The following is an 18602-nucleotide window of genomic DNA, read 5'->3' as shown; positions in this document are numbered from 1 at the left end:
ACCTGGGGCTCACCGTCCCAGTGGTCGACCACGCGCTCGAGCAGGTCGTCGACGAAGGCGGGTGTCGCGGGCGGGCGGTGCGCAGCGCCGCAGATCGACGGAGTCCCGGACGAGGTCGAGCCGCGTCAGCCTGCGGCGCGGATGTCCGTCGCCACCGCCTGTGCCGGTGCGGTGAACGCGGCGTACGCGGCCTCCGCGGCGGCCTGAACGCCGGCGAGGTCCCCGGCCCGCGCGCGCCCCTCCAGGTCGCGGCGCGCGTCGGTCGTGTCGAGCGCGGCCGGCGGCCCAGGGGTGACGACCACGTCGATCTCGACGTCACGCGTGCGCACGTGGGCCCCGACGCCGGACGGCGCCCACACGTCGAGCGTCCCGGTGTGGTCGGTGACGCGCAGGCGGCGTCCGCCCGGGCCCATCATCGCGGTGGCGGCGTGCGCGAGCAGCGTGCCGCTCACCCCCTCGCCGGCCGCGGCCGCCGCCAGGAGCTGCGCGACCGTGGCCGTCGCGCCGCGCAGCGCGGCTGGCCCGTCGGGCAGTCCGTCGGCGCGGCGCCAGTGGGGCGGCCACGCGTCGGGGGACTCCTCGATCTGGGGGGTCGTGATGCGCGGGTGGGGCGGTCGCTGGGCGAGACGTTCCTCGGCCGCGGCCCCCCACAGGTGCTCGGGGTCGAAGTGGATCCAGCTGCGACCGTCGTGCTCGCGGCGTTCGTAGCGGCACTGCTCCACGAAGTGCGCCGTGAGGTCCAGCAGGTCCACGATCGACGCGTGCTGCCGGCGGAAGGGCTCGCCGCCGTAGCCCCAACGGAACAGGTGCCCGCCGCCGCCGCCGTCGTCCAGCTCGACCAGCACGAACGAGTGGCTCGCGTAGCAGAGCGGGAACAGGATGCGTGGGCACATCCCGGGCTCGTCGCGGTGCATCCGCCACCCGTCCAGCGCGAAGGCCAGCCCCGACGGCTCAGGCCAGGGGGCGACGCGCAGCGTTCCCGGATCGACCAGCCGCCAGAACTCCTCGATCTCCGGCGGCAGGCGCAGCGGCGCGATCTCGGCCCGGACACGCGCGATGGCGTCGTCGACGTCCTGCGCGGGCTCCGGTGGTTCGATGCCGGCCAGCCGGCAGGCTGCCGCGAGGCGCGCCACCGCCTCCGCGACCGTGCTGCTCGTCGTCACCACGCCGCAACGGCATGTGCGTGGACGCTCTTGAGTGCGAGCCGCTCCTCGACCGCGGCCTCGTCGGCGGCGCGGCCCGCCGCGAGGACCTCCGTGGCATGCGCCGGATCGCGTCCGGTCAGAGCGCGACGAGGCGGGTGTCCGCCGCCACGGTCCGCCGCCCGGCCGACCCGAAGTCCACGGTCACCTTGCCCGCCCGCACGTCGACGACCTTGCCCAGCCCGTGCCGGTCGTGCGTGACGCGCTGACCGGTCGCGAACCGTTCCGCCGCCGGGTGGACCACCGTGCGCGGACCGACGTCCCTGGTGCGGCGGGCAGCGGAGGGCTCGAACGCGTCCAGGTACGGCGACCGGCGGGCCGGGCGGCCGCCCGGCCGCCCCGCCGCCCACGTCGCGACCAGGTGCCGGCGCGCGCGCGTCACCGCGACGTACGCCAGCCGACGCTCCTCGGCGAGCTCGGCGCCCGTGGTCGCGTACACCGAGGGCAGCGACCCGGCGGTCGCGCGTGCGAGCAGGCACGCGTCCCACTCCAGGCCCTTGGCCTTGTGGATCGTGGTGACGGTGACGGCGCCCCGGCCGGGCGGGACGTGGTCCTCGGCCGCGCGCCGGTCCAGGTCCGCCGACAGTGCGCCCAGCGTGCGGGTCAAGGGCTCCGGGAGTGACTCGACGAGGGCGCGCAGCGCGTCGAGGGCGTCCCAGCGCTCGCGGGCCGCGCCGGTGCCGTCGGGTGGGGCGCCGGGGTCGTAACCCGCCCGGGTCAGTGCCTCGTCGAGGACCCCGGCCGCGTCGTCGTGCGGGGCCTGGGCCGCGCGTCGCCGCAGCAGCGCGAGCACCTGCGCGACCTCACGGCGGGCGAAGTAGGCCGACCCGTCGCCGGCGACCACCGGGATGCCGGCGTCGCGCAGCGCTGCCGTGAGCTTGACGGCCTGGGCGTTGAAGCGGTGCAGGACCGCGATCTCCTGGGCGGCGACGCCCGCGTCGAGCCATCCGCGGACCGTCGCGACGACCTGCGCGTCCTCGTCGTCCTCGTCGTCGCACCGCACCACGCGCGGGGCAGGCCCGTCGCCCAGCATGCCGACGAGCGCCGGGCCCGTCGCCTCGGGCCGGCCCGCCATCAGCCGGTTCGCGGTGTCGACGACCGGGGTGGTCGACCGGTAGTCCCGGACCAGGTCCACCGTCACGGCGCGCGGGAACCGCGCCGTGAAGCCCGTGAGCAGCGACGTGTCGGCGCCCTTGAACCCGTAGACCGCCTGCCGGGCGTCGCCCACGACCGTGAGGTCGTCGCGCCCACCGAGCCACGCGTCGAGCAGCCGTTGCTGCGCCGGGTCGGTGTCCTGGTACTCGTCGACGACGAACGACGCGTACTGCCGCCGCACCTCGGCCGCGACCTCCTCGTGCTCCTCGAGCATGCGCGCGCACACGGCGAGCAGGTCCGCGAAGTCGAGCACCCCGGCGGCGCGCTTGGCGGTCGAGTACCGGCGCATGGCCCCGGCGACGGTGGCGAGCGCCATGCCGGGCCGGCGGCCGGCCGCCTCGGCGGCGGCGGTGTACTCGTCGGCCGTCAGGTCGCGCGCGGCCGCCCACGTCAGCTCGGTCGCCAGGTCGGTCACCAGCGCGGCGTCGAGGTCACCGGCGGACGTGCGCAGCGTGACGGCGAGCGCGCCGCGCAGGTAGCGGTAGTACGCGCCTCGCCCGTCGACGTCGAGCAGCACCGGCCCGTCGCCCGGCAGGCCCGTCGCCCGCCAGAAGTACCGCAGCTGCCGCATCGCGGCGGCGTGGAACGTGCGCGCCTGCACGTTGCCCGTGCCGAGCCGCGCGAGCCGGTCGCGCAGCTCACCTGCGGCCTTGGCCGAGTGCGTCACCGCGAGCACCACGTGCGCCGGGACCGCCCCGGTGAGGTGCTGGTACGCGATGCGGTGCGTGACCGTGCGCGTCTTCCCGGTCCCCGCGCCCGCCATGACGCGCACCGGGCCGGGCGGTGCGAGGACCGCGGCGGCCTGCTCGTCGTCCAGGCCCGCGAGGGCACGGTCTGCTGCTGCGTCGGTCACCGCGTCTCCTCCCGTGCGCTCGTCCACCCCGGGACATCGTGCCTTGCGCCCGCGGGGAAGCCGGAACCTCGGCGCCTTGGCCGGGGCCGAGTGACGCTCGCCCCGGGGGCCGCGGCGATGGACCGGACGCCTGCGCAGGACGGCGCTGGCTCGTGCGATCCAGGGCTCGAACAGCATCGAGGGCTACCGCGTCGAGCTCGACGACGCCGATGCCGCGCTCGACGACGAGGAGCCGCTGAGCGCCGACGAGCGGACATTCGCCGAGATCAGGGGGTACCGGCAGGCGCTCGGCTACGTCCTCGCGATGGCGGCCGACGAGCACTTCGACCTGGATGCGTCCGCGCTCCGCTCGATGCACTACATGATGCTCGCGCACGATCTCGCGAAGAGCCCGGGCCAGTACCGGCGCGGGGAGATCGTCGTCCACGACGACCGCACCGAGCAGGTCGTGCACACCGGACCAGCTGCCGACGACGTCCCGGGGCTCATGTCGGAGCTCGTCGACTCGCTGCGGACGGACCGCGGGGTCGACCCGCTGGTGCAGGCCGCGATGGCGCACCTCGACCTGGTGATGATCCACCCGTTCCGCGACGGCAACGGGCGGATGGCGCGCGCTCTGCAGACGCTGGTGCTCGCCCGGCGCGGTGTCGCCGCACCGGAGTTCGCGAGCATCGAGGAGTGGCTCGGGGCGAACACCGACGACTACTACCGCGTGCTCGCCGTCACGGGGCGCGGACGGTGGGCACCCGAGGGCGACGCCCGGCTGTGGGTGAGCTTCAACCTCCGCGCGCACCACATGCAGGCCCAGACGCTGCGGAGCAGGCTGGCGCGCGCCCAGCGCACCTACGAGGTCCTCGACGACGTGCTCGCGGCGCAGCGGATCCCCGACCGCGCGCTCGACGGGTTGTACACCGCGCTGATCGGTTTCCGGCTGCGGCGCTCGACCTACGTCGAGCAGACCGGCATCGACGAGCGCACCGCGAGCAGGGACCTCAAGGCGCTGGCGGACGTCGGGTTGCTGCGGGCGGTGGGGGAGACGAAGGGTCGGTACTACGTCGCGGGTGACGCGCTGGCGGAGGTCGGCCGGATGGTCGGCCCGTCGGCGCCGATCGAGGACCCGTACCCGTCGATGCGGGCAGAGCTGATGCGCCTCGCCACGGACGCGCCCGTGCTCGGGTCGCCCTAGCCCGTCTGCCGGTCGCCTCTCACGGCCGGACGACGCGTCGCGCCGCGCGCAGGTTCGCCTCCAGCCGCGCCACACCATGCAGTTGTTCGTGTCGAGCACCTCAACCCGATCCTGTACTCCGCCTCGAAGGCCGCGGCCTCGATGCTGATGCTCCGGTACGCGAAGGCCGCGCAGGGCATCCGGTTCACGGCGGTCGAGCCCGGGTGCACCGCGACGGAGCTGACCGCGTCACTCGAGGGTGGGCGCGCGCCGCACGAGAGCGCCCGGGTCGTCGTGCGTTCCCGCAGCAGCGGTGTCCGGGCGTCAGCCGAGGACCCTCACTCGGGTCGTCCCGGTCGTCTCGTCGTGGGCGGCGGCGATCAGCAGGTGCAGGTAGCTCTCGAGGGAGTCCGTGCCGTCGGGCAGGGCGCTGCGCCACCGCTCGCTGCCGTCGACGGGGTCCAGCGCGACCAGCTGGGGGCCCGCCTCGCCGCGCGTCGGCTCCACCAGGGTGAGCAGGTGCCGGCCGTCGGTGACCACGGACGTCGTGGTCGCGTCGGAGCGCCACAGCTCCTCACCTGTGCGCGCGTCGAGCGTGACCAGGGTCGCCCCCGACGTGAAGTGCAGCCGGCCGTCGAGGAGGATCGCTCCCCAGGGAGCCGCGACGGCGGCCGACCACAGGCGGCGACCGTCCCCGCCCCAGCCCTGCAAGGCTCCCCCGTCGCTCGTCAGGACGAGCCCCGGCACGCTGCCGTCGTCCAGGTCGACGCCGACGGGGTCGCCCGTCAGCTCGACGACACCCTCGGGACGCACCACACCGCCGCGGGCCTCGACCGACGTCCCGTCCGTCGCCCCCTCGTCGAACTCCGGCACCAGGAGGACCACCCCGTCGACCCACCACGACGGGGCCAGCCCGTCCGGGACCGGGACGTCGCGGACGGGGCGTCCGGTGGCGTCCACCAGCCGCACCACGGTCGGGGTCACGATCGCGATCAGGTCGTCCAGCGCGGTGGCCTGGACGTAGGCGTCCTCGGCGGTGGTGGCGCCCGGCGCCGGGAGGTCCCACCGGCGCGCGCCGTCGGTGGTCACCGCCCGCACGCGTGCCCCGGGCCCCGCCGTGGTGAGCACGAGGTCGCCGACGACGGCGAGGGCCGAGGCGCTCGTGGGGACGAGCGCCTCGGACAGGTCCGCGGCGACCGACCCGTCGCGGGTGTCGAGGAGGACGACTCGCGCCACCGTGGACGGCACGGTCTGCCAGCCGTCGTCGTCCACCACCGCCATGCCGTCGTGCACGAGGCAGACGACCTGATGCTCCTCGCGGGGGAGGCCGGCACAGGCCCCGGAGGTCGCCACGAGCTCGCCCGGCACGGAGTCGGGTGCCGGGCGCGTCGTCCCGTCGACGAGCTCCACCTCCCAGACCACGTCACCGGTGCGCGGGTCCCGGCCGACCACCAGGACCGGCCCCTCGGTGCTGGCGCGCACGCCGACGAGGGTGCCGTCCGCGGCCCGCGCGTCGACACCGAACTGCCTGTCCCGGGCCGTCTCCCACAGCACCTGCGGAGGGCCGGCCAGCGGCGCCACCGCGCCGGGCAGGGCCGCGACCGCCGCGATCCGCGCGTCCTCACGGCGGTCGGCGACGACTTGCGCCGCCACCGCCCCGGTCACGAGGACCGCGAGCACCGCTGCACCGGCCGTCAGCGCCCGTCGGTGACGACGGCGCGCAGGTGCGGCGGAGGGGGCGGGGTTCGGGTCGAGCTCGTCGTCGTCGACGACCTCGACGTCGTGCAGGGTCGGCCGGCGCACCATCGTCGCAGGTTAGCGGCGCACGCACGCCCTGGGGAGAGGAGGACGAGCACCAGACCAGCCCCGGGTGGTGCACGCCCTCCCAGGTGGTGCACGCCCTCCCAGGTGGTGAGAGAGCAATCCAGTCGTGCGGGGTCGTGCTGGATGGCTGCCGTCGTGAGCAGCACGAAGGCAGCCGCGCCGCCGCGGTGAACCCGATGCCTGCCCAGTCGATCCTCACCGGCATGCCCGACCCGGAGTGCAGGAGCGGTGGGCTGGATTGCTCTCTCACCCCTGGGGGTGGGCTGGATTGCTCTCTCACCCCCTGGTGAGAGAGCAATCCAGCCCGTGGGCCGGGCGGGCCGAGTGTCGCCCGGCCCACGGGCCCTGGGTGCGCCCTACCGCTGCATCGTCAGCAGGCCCGGGCGGTACGGCAGGCGGCCGTAGTCGCCACCGGAGCTCGGGGAGCGGCCCTGGTAGAGCAGCTGCAGGTTGCACGGGTCGACCGTCATGGTCTGGTCCGCGCTGGTGCGCAGCAGCTCACCGTGGCTGATGTCGTTCGTCCACGTCGCACCGCTGTTGGCCTTGCCCGCGAACGGGTTGCTCTCGGACGCGGCCTGCGGCGTCCACGTGCCGCCGAGGCTGGTGGCCGTGAAGGACCGGAAGTAGCGGCCCTGCGACCCGATGGCCTCGACGATCATGAGGTACCGCTGCTGCCCGGCGAGCTTGTAGACCTGCACGGCCTCGAACAGGTTGTTCGTCGAGTCGGTCATGATCGTCTCGTAGCTCGACCCGAAGCTGCCCGGGAAGTTCCCGATCGGCATGCTGGCCCGGTAGATGCGGCCGTTGTCCCCGGCGAAGAACAGGTACATGTTCTGGTCGTCACCGATGAGCGCCTGGTCGATCGGACCGGTCCCGGAGTTGTTGATCGAGCCGGTGAACAGCGTCTGGTGCGCCGACCAGCCGTTGACGTTGTCCGGGTTGGTGGACGTCCGGTACGAGAACGCCGGGCCGCCCCACTGGTAAGCCAGCACCCAGATGTTCTTCGGGGCGAAGTAGAACAGCGACGGTGCGACGGCCGTGAACGGCATGGAGTTCTGGCTGGCCGACGCCATCTGCGAGTAGTTCGTGAACAGCCCGAACTTCATCGAGCCCCACGACTCGCCGTTGTCGTGCGTCGTGGCGTACACGAGCTGCTGGCCGTTGTACGGCGCGACGGTGAAGTCCTTGAGCGACGCCCATCCGGAGCGCGGCTGCGCCAGCACGCCGGAGTCCCGCCAGCGGTACGACGACGGCAGGGAGCACGTGCCCGTCGGCGGCGGGCTCGGTGAGGCGGTCGGACCGGGCGTGGGTGACGTGGTCGGGGTCGGGGTGGAGCCGCCGCCGAGCTGCACGAGCTGCCACTGCTGGTTGGTCCCGCCCCAGCTGGAGTACTGCACGATGTTCGCGCCGTCCGCCGTCGAGGCGCCCTGGACCTCCACCGCCAGCCCGGAGTGCACGCTGATGAGCGTGACGTAGCCGCCGGCGACGTCCTGCAGGCGGAACTGCTGGTTGGCCTGGTTGCGGTCGGTGTACTGGACGATCGCGCCGCCGTTGGAGGTCGACCAGTTGCTGACGTCCAGGACCTTGCCCGACAGTCGCGACTTGATCCGGTAGGCGCCGTTGCCCGAGTCGACGAACTGCCACTGCTGCTGCGAGCCGTCGTTGCGGCTCCACTGCGTGATGCGGGCGCCGTCGGCCGTGGACAGGTTGTAGACGTCGAGGGCCTTGCCGCTGCCGCGGTTGACCAGCACGTACGAGGCGTTGGGGTCGACGGTCGCCGCGGACGCCGCGGGGGCGACGGCCAACGAGATCGCGACGGCCGACGTGGCCGTCGCTGCGGCCACGAGCGCGGACGCCCACCGGCGTCGGAGTCCTGGCACCGGGCGGGGCCCGGATGCGCGTGCTGGTCTCATGCTGCTCTCCTTCGAGTCACGGGATCGAGCGGGGGACTGCTGTGACGTCACAGCGCCGGGTCGGCCTCGTCGTCGCCCGGCGCTGCGGTGGCGATTGTGAACCTTCACATTGCCACGCGGTGCCCGTCGGACTGAAGGGGTGCAGAGACGGCTTAAACGTTTCGCCAGCCCTTCGGGGGCCAACTTGTCGCGTCTCGCGGTAAGCGGTCGCCCGCCCGTCGTGGTGCGCCGGGCGTCACGCGCCGGCGAGCGCGCCGCCGGGGCCGAACGCCAGACGCGCGAACCGCTCCCCGACGACCCGGTGCGTCGCGGCGTCGGGGTGCAGCGCGTCGGGCAGCGGGTGGGCCGCCGCGTCGTCGGCGCCATACAGCTCGCGCCCGTCGAGGTAGCCCAGCAGGAGGTCCTCCTGACGGCGCTGGGCGACGATGCGGCGCAGCTCGTCGCGGACGACCGTCAGCGTCAACCTGCCCGCGGGCACCTCGGCCGGGTCGCCCGTGGCCATGAACCGCACCGGACCCGAGCCGAAGCTGCTCGGGTCGAACGCCCCCGGTCCCGGGGTGTCCTCGTGGATCGGGCACAGCAGCGGGGACACCACGAGCAGCGGGGTGCGCGGGTGCCCGTCGCGGATCGTGTCGAGGAACCCGTGCACCGCCGCGGTGAACGCCCGCAGCCGCATCGTGTCGCCGTTGACGATGTTGATGCCGATCTTCACGGAGACCAGGTCGGCCGGGACGTCGCGCATGGTCCGTGCGGTCTGCGGGTCCAGCAGCGCGCTGCCGCCGAACCCGAGGTTCACCAGGTCGACCCCCGCGGCGCGCGCCGCGAGCGCCGGCCAGGTCCCCGTCGGCGTCAGCGCGTTGGAGCCGTGGCTGATGGACGAGCCGTGGTGCAGCCACACCGGCCGGCCGTCGGCGGGGACGGGCTCCACGGGGGCGTCGGCACGCAGCCCGACGAGGGTGGCGAGCTCGTTGTGCGGCAGCCACAGCTCGACGGTCTTGTCCCGGTCCGGCAGGTCGGCGAACGTCACCGTGCCGGGTGCACCCGGGCGGACCTCGCGCGCGCCGGTGGTGGGGTCGATCGCCAGCACGTCGCCGCCGTCGACGGTCGCCCGGCCCGCGGGCGCGCCGTCGACGAGCAGCTCGTACACGCCGTCCGGCCGTGCCGGGGCGCCGACGTAGGTGACGCGCGTCGGCAGCGAGTCGAGCTCGATGCGGGTCGCGCGCGTGCGGCCGACCAGGCGCACGCCGGACGGCTGCGCCTCGGCCATGAGCAGCTGCGGGTCCGGCAGCTGGCGGCGTGCCCAGCCGGGCAGCCGGTGCGGCTGGACGCCGCGCCCGGTCCGCTCGAGCTCCAGGGCGCCGCGGAACAGGTCGTCGGTCAGGGGGATGGTGAGCAGGGGGGTGGTCATCGTCGTCCTCGTGGTGCGGGGGTGGTCAGTGGTGGGGCCAGGCGTCCAGCGCGGCGTCGAGGGCGTCGACCGTCCGGGCCCAGGACGTCTCGGCGTCGGGTGCCGAGTGGTCGAAGCCGCCGACCGCCTGCAGGTGCAGGAACCCGTTGACGGTGCTCCCGACGAACCTGACCGCGTGCGGGCGCTCCGCGGCCGGCAGCCCGTAGCCGTGCAGCGCCCCGGCGGTCAGGGCCGAGATGCGCGTGCCCGCGGCGGCGGCCTGCGTGTAGTCGACGCGCACCTGCGTGGCGGCCCAGCGGCCGGGGTGCTCCCGGGCGTAGTCACGCATGACGTCGACCAGGGCCTGCAGCGCCTCCCGGCGGGCGCGCCCCGCCAGTGCCACCGCCAGCCGGTCGCCGAGCTCCTCGAGGGCGAGCACGCTCACCTTCGTGCGCAGGTCGTCCGATCCGCGCAGGTGCGCGTACAGGCTGGCCGGCTGCACGCCGACGCGACGCGCGACCGCGGACACGGTGACCTGATCGAAGCCCAGGTCGTCGGCGAGCTCGGCGGCGGCGGTGGTCAGGAGAGGCACGGTCAGTCCGGCACGGGTGGCCATCGGGAGCTCCTCGCTACAAGACGAAGGCCCCAGCCTATACCCCGTAGGCACGGCTCCCGGACGGGCTCCTCCTCCCACGGGAGGAGGAACCCACCCGCCGCTTCTCGTCCACCGGCAGGTGCTGGCACCCCGGTGCGTCTCCGTAGCGTCGCCGACGGCAGCCCGGCACGGGCCGGACCGACACGGAGGAGACGTCATGATCGAGGTGGAGGCGCTGACCAAGCGCTACGGCAGCACGACGGCCGTGGACGGGCTGACGTTCGCCGCGCGGCCCGGGACCGTCACCGGGTTCCTCGGGCCCAACGGCGCCGGCAAGTCGACGACCATGCGCGTGGTCGTCGGGCTCGAGCGCCCCACGGCGGGGACCACCCGCGTCGACGGGCGCCGGTACGCCGACCTGCCGGCGCCCCTGCACGCCGTGGGCGTCATGCTCGACGCCCGCTCGGTGCACCCGGGCCGCACCGCGTACAAGCACCTCCTGGCGATGGCGCAGACGCACGGCATCGGCAAGGCCCGCGTCCGTGAGGTCATCGCGCAGACCGGCCTGGAGCCGGCCGCGCACCGCCGCGCGGGCACGTTCTCTCTCGGCATGGGCCAGCGGCTCGGCATCGCCGGCGCGCTGCTGGGCGACCCCACCACGCTCATCCTCGACGAGCCGGTCAACGGCCTGGACCCCGACGGCGTGCTGTGGGTACGGCGCCTGGTCCGCGAGCTCGCGGCCGAGGGGCGCACGGTGCTGCTCTCGTCGCACCTCATGCACGAGCTCGCGCTGTGCGCCGACCGGGTCGTCATCATCGGCCGCGGTCGGCTGCTCGCGGACGCGACGGTCCAGGAGATCGTCGACCGGTCCGCGCGCGCCGGCACCGTGCGGGTGCGCACCACCGACCCGGAGCCGCTCGCCCGCGAGCTGCTCGCCGCCGGCGCGCAGGTCACGCCGCAGGCAGGCGGCGTGCTGGAGGTCCGCGGCGCGTCCGTCGACGACGTGGGCACCGCCGCACGCCGGTGCGGGGCGACCGTCCTCGAGCTCGGCACCGAGGCCGGCTCGCTCGAGGAGGCGTACCTGCAGCTGACCGACCACGCCGTCGAGTACCGCACGGCCGACACCCGCGGAGGTGCCCGATGAGCGCCGCGACCACGGCTCCGCAGGCGCCGAAGGTGGCTCCGTCCACGCGCTCCGGCCCGACGTTCGGACGCGTCCTGACGGCCGAGTGGACCAAGATCGTCTCGCTGCGCTCCCCGTGGTGGATCGCCGCGGTGACGGTGGCCGTGGCGGGACTCCTCACCTACGTGAGCGCCCAGGCGTCGTCGGTCGACCCCGGCTTCCGCCCGGTCGGCGACCTGTCGTCCGGTCTGCTCCTGGCCCAGCTGGGCCCGCTGGTGCTGGGCGTGCTCGTCGGTGCGGGCGAGTTCCGCACGGGCGTGTTCCGCACGACGTACACCGTGGTCCCGCGACGGTGGCCCGCGCTCCCTGCCCAGACGCTCGCCCTGGCGGCGTTCGCGCTGGTGGTCGCCGTGCTGACGACGGTCGTCTGCGTCCTGGGCCTCCTGCCCTCGGCGGGCGCGCGCGGCATCCCGCTCGACCTCGCGAGCGGCCACACGCCGGGCATCCTGCTCGGGATGGTGCTGCTCCTCGTCGGCCTGGCGCTCTTCGGGCAGGCGATCGGCGCGCTGCTGCGCCGGACCGTCCCGGCCATGGTGACGGCGCTGTTCCTGGCGGTGCTGCTGCCCTTCTCGGTGATGTCGGCATTCCCTGCGGCCCCGACGGTGCCGGGCGAGGCCGCCCCGGACACCAGCGTCGCCGGCATGATCGCGGTGCTCAGCCCGGGGGCTGCCCAGACGATGGTGGTCGAGCCCTCGGTCGCGAACATGGCGGGCGACGGTGTGCCGGACCTCAGCCAGGTGGACGGCGGCCTGGTGCTCGCGGCCTGGATCCTCGTCCTGCTCGCGGCGGCGGTCCTGCGGCTGCGGACCCGGGACGTGCGGTGAGGACCGTCGCACCCTCACCGGCGCGCGCCGCGCGCGGGGCGGCTCCCGGCACGCGTGCGACCTTCACCCGCGTGCTCGTCGCGGAGTGGACCAAGCTCGTCAGCGTGCGGTCGAACGGCTGGCTGGCGCTCGGCACGGTCGTGGTCGCGGCGGTCACCGCCTACGGCCTGGGCCTGTTCGTCAGGCCTGACGACGGTCGGTCGGGGTCGTGGGTCGTCACCTCCGGCTTCGTCCTCGCCCAGATCGGGTTCCTCGTCCTGGGTGCGCTGGTGGGGACGTCGGAGTACACGACCGGGACGGCACGGACGACCTTCGCCACCGTGCCCCGGCGGCTCCCCGTCCTCACCGCGCAAGCCCTCGTCACGGCGGTGGCCGCGTCCGTGACGGCCCTCCTCGCCCTCGCCGGCTCGTACCTCGCGACGGCGGGCACCCTCGGGGGCGACGCCCCGGCGCTCGACCTGTCCGTCCCGGGCGCGGCGCGTGCCCTGCTGGGGTTCGTCCTGGCGTGCGCCGCCGTCGCGCTGCTCGGCCTCGGTCTCGGTGCGCTGCTGCGGCGGCCCGCCGACGCGATCGTCGGCGGCATCGTGCTCCTCGTCCTCGGCGACCAGCTCCTGTCGCGGAACCCCGGTCGCGTCACCGACACGATCCGGGCGTTCCTGCCGTCGTCGGGTGTCCGGCTCACGCAGGACGACGCCGCGGTCGCGGCGCTGGACGCCGCGACCCGCGGGCCGCAGCTCGGGGCGTGGGGCGGGGGAGCCGTCGTCGCCGCGTGGGTGCTCGTCGCGCTCGGCGCGGCGGCGTACCGGTTGCGGCGCCACGATGTCCGCTGACGGTGCCCTGCCGCGGACGGTCGGGCGGCCGGGCGTCCGGGAGCACACCCGCGCGGGTGACCAGGGATGGGAGGGTGGGCCGGTGGTGATCCGACACGAGACCGCGGCGGCGCGCACCGAGCGCGAGCCGCTGCTCACCGAGGAGCACGTACGCGCCGGGAGCCCGGTCGCACGCCTCGTGGCGAGACGCCCGTGGGTCATGGACGTCACCGTCGCGGGCGCCATGCTCGTGGTCGGGCTCTTCGGCTCGGTGTGGGCCGGCCAGACCGCCGCCGGAGGCTCCTACCTCGGCGCGTACCCGCCAGGTCCCGCGTACGTGCGAACGGCCACGGCCACGTGGTTGGCGGGGGCCGCCGTCGGCGCCGGTCTGCTGCTGGTGCGACGGCTGTGGCCGCTCACCGTGACGGCGCTGCTGACCGTCGCGGCGCTGGCGTCCCTGGTCGTCGGCGGTGTGCTGGGCGTCCTGGGGGCCTGCCTGGCGTGCGCCCTCTACGGCGTGGCCGCGGCTCGCAGCACACGGACCACGTGGGTCGTCTTCGGGGCGGTCCTCACGGTCGTGACGGTCGCGCTGTGGCGGTGGCAGGACCTCGGGATCAGCGAGGTCATCATGTGGTCCTCGGTCCCCGCCGACCCCTCCTACGTGGCGGACTACGACGGGGAGCGCTTCTCGTCCGGCAGCCGCGTGCTCTCCGTCCTCCTGCTGGCGGCGCTGCTGCTGCTGCTGGGGGTCGCTGTCGGGTCGGCAGCCCGGGCCCGTCGTCTGCACGCCGCGGAGCTCGTCGAGCGCTACCGGGCGCTGGCACGCGAACGGGACCAGGGCGTCACGCTCGCCCGCGCGACCGAGCGCGCCCACATCGCCCGCGAGATGCACGACGTCGTCGCCCACAGCGTGTCCGTCATGGTCGCGCTGGCCGACGGTGCCGACGCGGCGTTCGAGCGCGCCCCCGAGCACGCCCGGGAGGCGGTGCGGCAGGTCGCCCGCACCGGCCGGTCCGCGATGGTCGACATGCAGCGCGTCCTGGGCGCGCTGGGCCCGGCGGACGGCCCCGCGGACGGTGCCGCCGACGGCGCGACGGGTGCCGCCCGGCAGGTCGAGCCCGCGGAGGTCGACCTGGCCACCGTCGTCGCGCGGTTCCGGACCGCCGGCCTCCCGGTGAGCGCCACCGGCCTGGACGCGGACCTCCCGGACGACGTGTCCGTGCGCCTCGCCGTGGCGCGGATCCTGGGGGAGGCGCTGACGAACGTCCTGCGCCACGCACCGGGCGCGGCGTCGGTGGAGGTGACCGTGCGGCGCACGCCGACGACGGTGGAGGTCGACGTGCTCGACAGCGGGGGGACGCGTCCGGGGACGGGCGGCGGCACCGGCCGTGGCATCGTCGGCATGAGCGAGCGCGCCGCGCTGCTCGGCGGCCACGTGTCGGCGGGCCCCCGGCTGGGCGGGGGATGGCAGGTGCGCGCGGTGCTGCCGTGGTCGGACGACGAGGACGGGGACGCACGATGACGACGGTGCTCCTGGTGGACGACCAGTCGCTGCTGCGCGTCGGCTTCCGGATGGTCATCGAGAGCGAGCCGGACCTCGAGGTCGTCGGCGACGCCGGGGACGGGCGGGTCGCGCTCGCCCAGGTGGCCGCGCTCGCGCCCGACGTCGTGCTCATGGACATCCGCATGCCCGGCATGGACGGCATCGAGGCGACGCGACGCATCGTCGAGGAGCACCCGGCCTCGCGGGTGCTCGTGCTCACCACGTTCGACGTCGACGACCTCGCGTTCGCCGCACTGCGGGCCGGTGCCAGCGGGTTCCTCCTGAAGTCGGCCCGCCCGGACGAGCTGGTCGACGCGATCCGCACCGTCGCCGCCGGCACCGCCGTCGTCGCGCCGCGGATCCTGCGGCGCATGCTCGACCTCTTCGCGCCGCACCTGCCGACGGCCGCGGCGGCCGAGCCGGGCCCGGACCCACGCCTGGCCGCCCTGACACCGCGCGAGCTGGACGTGCTGCGCCTGGTCGCGGCGGGATCGTCGAACCCCGAGATCGCGGCGGAGCTCGTCGTCTCGGAGACCACCGTCAAGACGCACGTCGGCAACCTCTTCGCCAAGCTTGGTGCGCGCGACCGGGTGCAGGCGGTGATCATCGCGTACGAGTGCGGGCTGGCGGTCGGCGGGCGCGCGGAGGCGCGTCGCTGACCGGAGAGGTCCGCGGGAACGCCGCCGGCGGCGCTGGGCCGAACGGGCGAGATGTTCTTCGCCGCCAGGTCGGAATCTTGACGGCATGCTCCACGGACCTGGAACGTACCGCTCGACAGTGGTCATTCCGTGACAAGGGAGACGCCGTGCGCCTGCGTGTGATCGCGACAGCGGGAATTGTCGGTGCCGTGGTGTTCTCCGGCCTGGGCGTCCTCCCGGCGGGCGCGGCATCCTCGGTGGCCAGCGGTGAACAACCCCCCGCACGAGCGAGAACCACGCTGCAGGAATCCGCCGGGACCTCGGTACGTGCGGCCTCGGGTGGGTTGCTGACATATCGCGTCGAGAGCGGTTTCGACCTCGACCAGTACCTCTGGTACGAGGACAACCCGCTCGACTTCTCCATCGACATCTCCGACCATCTCGGTCCCGTCGACCAGAACGGCGCGCCCGCGACGGGCCACGTCTTCCACGGGGCGACGTCGTTGCTCACTCTGCGCGCGTTCGACGTCGACGAGATCAGCGGCGAGATCGACCGGGTCGTGGTCAACGGCGTCCAGCTCGAGGGCCAGCTGAGCGGCGCCGACAACCAGTGGGCGACCGACACCTTCTCGTTCCCCGCCGAGCTGCTGCGGTTCCCCGCCGCGGAGGGCGAGGTCGCGACCAATCAGTTCCAGGTGCTCATCGACGAGGGCCGCTCCGGGTGGGCCGTCGAGGTCGACTGGGCCGAGCTGCGGCCGGGCCAAGGTCGGGACGGTGTGCGCCCGGTCGCCTTCGTGCACGGGATCACGGCGAACGAGAGCACCTGGTCCTCGGGCGAGTCGACCATGGCGAGCATGAAGAAGTACTTCACGGACAACCAGTCGCGGCTGGTGAACCGCGCGATCGCACCGCAGCTCAGCAAGAACGACAGCATCAGGCGGAACGTGGAGCTCCTGACCCCGGAGGTCGACGACCTCATCGACAGGGACCCTTACCAGCAGATCGACATCGTGGGGCACTCGATGGGCGGCCTCGCGGGGCGGCTGTACGCGTTCGACAATCCGGGCAAGGTGCGCAGGATCGTCATGCTGGGGACACCGAACGCCGGCAGCGACCTCGCGTCCCTGCTGTGTGCCAACCGCAACACGCCGTGGTGGCTGAAGGGCGGAGGTCAATACCTCGTCGACTATCTCAGCCGCGATTTCGGTCCGTGCGAGAGCAGTGAGGACGGTCTTTACCAGCTGCAGCCGGGGTACGTCATCGGCGTCTTCAACAAGGAGGTCCCGGACCGCGCTTCGGTGGCTTACGGCACGATCGCAGGCAGCACCGGGGGCCCGGGGTTCGTGGTCCTCGCCGGACAGGACGACGGGACGGTGGCCGTGAGCAGCGTCCGGCACCTCGCCGCGGGAAACGGGAACGGCGGCCTGCACACGAGCCTGACGCCGTCGCTCGAGACCGACCACATGGGCCTGATCTACGAACGCGAGAGCGGCTCGTACCTGAGGGCGTTCTGCTTCCTGTACGCCGAGCACGCGGACTGCGCAGGTACTGCCGGTGGCGGTGGCGGAGGGGGTGGCGGAGGGGGTTGGCGGGCCGCTGAGGCGGCGGCGCCCTCGGACGAGGGCGCCGCCGTGCAGAACGCGGGAGGCGCGGCAGACGCCGTCGGTCCGGGTGAGACGCGCTCGTACCCCCTCGCGGCCGGTGCGGGTGAGGCGGCGACCGTCGTGGTGCTGGCGGAGGAAGGGCTCGCGGTCTCCGTCGACTCCGGGTCGTTCGCTCCCACGACGTTCTTCGACGCGCCGGCTGTCGCGGCCGACTTCACCGGGTCGGCGACGCTCACCGTGACGAACGAGGGCGACGCGACCAGGGCCTTCCAGGCACACCTGCTCGTGGAGTCCAGCAGGGCCCTCGCGCTCGACGTGCCGACAGTCGTCCGCGGCGGGACGCAGCTCGAGGTCGTCGCGGAGCTGGCGGGAGCGTTGGCGGGCGACGCCGTCGAGCTCCGGATCACCGGCGAGGCGGGCGAGATCGTGTCCGGGCAGATGACGGCGGCGGGCGAGGGGCGCTGGACCACGACCCTGACGGCACCGGCCGAGGGCTCCTTCAACGTGACGGCGTGGGTGGAGGGTGAGCAGCCCCGGACGGCGAACGTGCCGCTCGTCGTGGCCGCGGGCGGCTCCGTCGGGGACACGTTCACGGAGAGCACCCAGGACGACGACCTCGACGGGCTGATGGACCACCTCGATCTCACGGTCCCGGTCCGCGTCGACGACGCCGGCGGCTACCGACTTGCCGGCCGGCTCGTCGACGCTGACGGCGACCGGGTCGCGGAGGCGGGCGCGACCGGCGAGCTCGCCGCGGGTGACGGCGCACTCACTCTCCGTTTCGACGGCCGGACGATCCACGACAGCGCGCGGCCGGGCCCGTGGCGCCTGGTCGACGTCACGCTCTCCGACGCGGACCTCGGCATCGTCGACATCGTCGACCTCGGCCAGACCGCGGCGGCCGACCCCGGGGCGTTCGAGCACGACGTCCTGACGGTCTCGGGGTTCGCGGACGAGCCCGTCGACGCCGACGGCGACGGCCTGTACGACGTCCTGAGGCTCTCGGCGCAGGTCACGACCGAGGAGGCGGGGACGTACGCCGTCAACGGCAAGCTCGTCGCGCAGGACGGCGGTGAGGTCGGGCGGGCGCAGACCGAGGTGTACCTCGGTGCCGGTGGTGCTCAGATCGTCCTGGAGCTCGACGGCGCGAGCATCGGGGCGTCCGGCGAGGACGGACCGTACGTGCTGCGCGACCTCGCGATCTACCCGCTGTGGTCACCGCAGTCCGGGGTCGCACTCGTCGACGCGCACACCACGGCGCCGTACCTGTCCGCGCAGTTCACCGGAGGTACCGCACTGGACGTCCCGCCCGTCGCGCAGTTCACGGCGACGGTGACGGACGGTCTGGTCGTCACGCTCGACGGCTCGGCGTCCTCGGACGACCAGACGGTGGTCGAGCACGTGTGGGACCTGGGTGACGGAACCACCGCGTCGGGCCCGCTCGTCGAGCACCGCTACGCCACGGCGGGCGTGTTCGACGTGACCCTGCGCGTGACCGACACCGCCGGCCAGGTGGGCGAGCAGACGCAGCAGGTCGACGTACGGCACACCTGTCAGGGCGTGCCCGCCACGATCGTCGCCACGGGCCGAGGGCTGGTCCTCGGGACCCGCGGTGCGGACGTCATCGTCGGGACTGCAGGGCGCGACGTCATCCACGCGGGTGAGGGTGACGACCTGGTGTGCGCGGGTGGCGGTGACGACCTCGTGCTCGGTGGCCGCGGCGCGGACACGCTGCACGGTGGGGACGGGCACGACGTGCTCTCCGGTGAGGTCGGGAACGACCGGCTGTTCGGAGATGCCGGCAACGACACGCTCCTCGGTGGCGTCGGCGACGACGTCCTCGTGGGTGGTGCCGGCGTCGACCTGCTGGTCGGCGGGCCGGGCACCACCTGGGGGACGCACTAGCC

At 74.3% G+C, this 18602-nt stretch carries 13 protein-coding genes; 7 read left to right on the top strand and 6 right to left on the bottom strand.

Annotated features, from left to right (window positions below; translation table 11 throughout):
* Positions 1-125 precede the first annotated feature (125 nt).
* Both NP075_RS14905 and NP075_RS14900 read right to left on the bottom strand, forming a co-directional pair.
* Positions 126-1166, bottom strand: coding sequence for a hypothetical protein (locus NP075_RS14905; protein WP_227565214.1), 1041 nt, complete (start codon positions 1164-1166; stop codon positions 126-128).
* A gap of 115 nt (positions 1167-1281) precedes the next feature.
* The gene (locus NP075_RS14900) at positions 1282-3210 is read right to left on the bottom strand and encodes an ATP-dependent helicase (protein WP_227565215.1); all 1929 of its coding nucleotides are present in this window, start codon (positions 3208-3210) and stop codon (positions 1282-1284) included.
* A gap of 304 nt (positions 3211-3514) precedes the next feature.
* On the opposite strand from NP075_RS14900, the gene NP075_RS14895 reads away from it, so the two are divergent.
* The gene (locus NP075_RS14895; protein WP_227565216.1) at positions 3515-4396 is read left to right on the top strand and encodes a Fic family protein; all 882 of its coding nucleotides are present in this window, start codon (positions 3515-3517) and stop codon (positions 4394-4396) included.
* Positions 4397-4699: 303 nt separating this feature from the next.
* Here the strand turns inward: NP075_RS14895 and NP075_RS14890 are convergent, their stop codons facing one another.
* The 4 genes from NP075_RS14890 to NP075_RS14875 form a co-directional block, all read right to left on the bottom strand.
* On the bottom strand, positions 4700-6181 hold the full coding sequence (locus NP075_RS14890; protein ID WP_227565217.1) for an outer membrane protein assembly factor BamB family protein: 1482 nt from the start codon (positions 6179-6181) through the stop codon (positions 4700-4702).
* Positions 6182-6555: 374 nt separating this feature from the next.
* Positions 6556-8043: a non-reducing end alpha-L-arabinofuranosidase family hydrolase gene (locus NP075_RS14885; protein ID WP_227565218.1), complete on the bottom strand. Its 1488-nt coding sequence runs from the start codon at positions 8041-8043 to the stop codon at positions 6556-6558.
* Between the two features lie 304 nt (positions 8044-8347).
* Positions 8348-9520 carry an SGNH/GDSL hydrolase family protein gene (locus tag NP075_RS14880; RefSeq protein WP_227565219.1) on the bottom strand — a complete coding sequence of 391 codons (1173 nt, stop codon included), beginning with the start codon at positions 9518-9520 and terminating at the stop codon, positions 8348-8350.
* A 25-nt stretch (positions 9521-9545) separates the two neighbouring features.
* The gene (locus NP075_RS14875; RefSeq protein ID WP_227565220.1) at positions 9546-10115 is read right to left on the bottom strand and encodes a TetR/AcrR family transcriptional regulator; all 570 of its coding nucleotides are present in this window, start codon (positions 10113-10115) and stop codon (positions 9546-9548) included.
* 196 nt (positions 10116-10311) lie between these two features.
* Here NP075_RS14875 and NP075_RS14870 point away from each other — a divergent pair, with 196 nt between their 5' ends.
* The 6 genes from NP075_RS14870 (at position 10312) to NP075_RS14845 (ending at position 18600) form a co-directional block, all read left to right on the top strand.
* Complete coding sequence (locus tag NP075_RS14870; protein ID WP_227565221.1) at positions 10312-11238, top strand: ABC transporter ATP-binding protein; 927 nt, start codon at positions 10312-10314, stop codon at positions 11236-11238.
* Positions 11235-12101 (top strand): ABC transporter permease subunit, encoded by an 867-nt coding sequence (locus tag NP075_RS14865; RefSeq protein WP_227565222.1) that lies wholly within the window; start codon positions 11235-11237, stop codon positions 12099-12101. Before NP075_RS14870 ends, NP075_RS14865 begins: the two co-directional genes overlap by 4 nt.
* Positions 12098-12931 carry a hypothetical protein gene (locus NP075_RS14860; RefSeq protein ID WP_227565223.1) on the top strand — a complete coding sequence of 278 codons (834 nt, stop codon included), beginning with the start codon at positions 12098-12100 and terminating at the stop codon, positions 12929-12931. Before NP075_RS14865 ends, NP075_RS14860 begins: the two co-directional genes overlap by 4 nt.
* Before the next feature lie 82 nt (positions 12932-13013).
* Positions 13014-14432 carry a sensor histidine kinase gene (locus NP075_RS14855; RefSeq protein WP_227565224.1) on the top strand — a complete coding sequence of 473 codons (1419 nt, stop codon included), beginning with the start codon at positions 13014-13016 and terminating at the stop codon, positions 14430-14432.
* Positions 14429-15112 carry a response regulator gene (locus NP075_RS14850; RefSeq protein ID WP_227565225.1) on the top strand — a complete coding sequence of 228 codons (684 nt, stop codon included), beginning with the start codon at positions 14429-14431 and terminating at the stop codon, positions 15110-15112. The genes NP075_RS14855 and NP075_RS14850 overlap by 4 nt, the downstream gene beginning before the upstream one ends.
* Before the next feature lie 323 nt (positions 15113-15435).
* Positions 15436-18600, top strand: coding sequence for an alpha/beta fold hydrolase (locus tag NP075_RS14845; RefSeq protein WP_284439896.1), 3165 nt, complete (start codon positions 15436-15438; stop codon positions 18598-18600).
* Positions 18601-18602 lie beyond the last annotated feature (2 nt).

The organism is Cellulomonas wangsupingiae (assembly GCF_024508275.1).
In the GTDB taxonomy this organism is placed as follows: domain Bacteria; phylum Actinomycetota; class Actinomycetes; order Actinomycetales; family Cellulomonadaceae; genus Cellulomonas; species Cellulomonas wangsupingiae.
Note: the sequence above shows the minus strand (reverse complement) of the source record. Positions and strands in the feature narration are given on the sequence as shown.

Bases quoted from the DNA above. Each gene is read 5' to 3' on its own strand.
- NP075_RS14890 (WP_227565217.1), bottom strand. From the start codon at position 6,181: ATGGTGCGCCGGCCGACCCTGCACGACGTCGAGGTCGTCGACGACGAC.
- NP075_RS14880 (WP_227565219.1), bottom strand. From the start codon at position 9,520: ATGACCACCCCCCTGCTCACCATCCCCCTGACCGACGACCTGTTCCGC.
- NP075_RS14895 (WP_227565216.1), top strand. From the start codon at position 3,515: ATGGCGGCCGACGAGCACTTCGACCTGGATGCGTCCGCGCTCCGCTCG.
- NP075_RS14865 (WP_227565222.1), top strand. From the start codon at position 11,235: ATGAGCGCCGCGACCACGGCTCCGCAGGCGCCGAAGGTGGCTCCGTCC.
- NP075_RS14870 (WP_227565221.1), top strand. From the start codon at position 10,312: ATGATCGAGGTGGAGGCGCTGACCAAGCGCTACGGCAGCACGACGGCC.
- NP075_RS14850 (WP_227565225.1), top strand. From the start codon at position 14,429: ATGACGACGGTGCTCCTGGTGGACGACCAGTCGCTGCTGCGCGTCGGC.
- NP075_RS14875 (WP_227565220.1), bottom strand. From the start codon at position 10,115: ATGGCCACCCGTGCCGGACTGACCGTGCCTCTCCTGACCACCGCCGCC.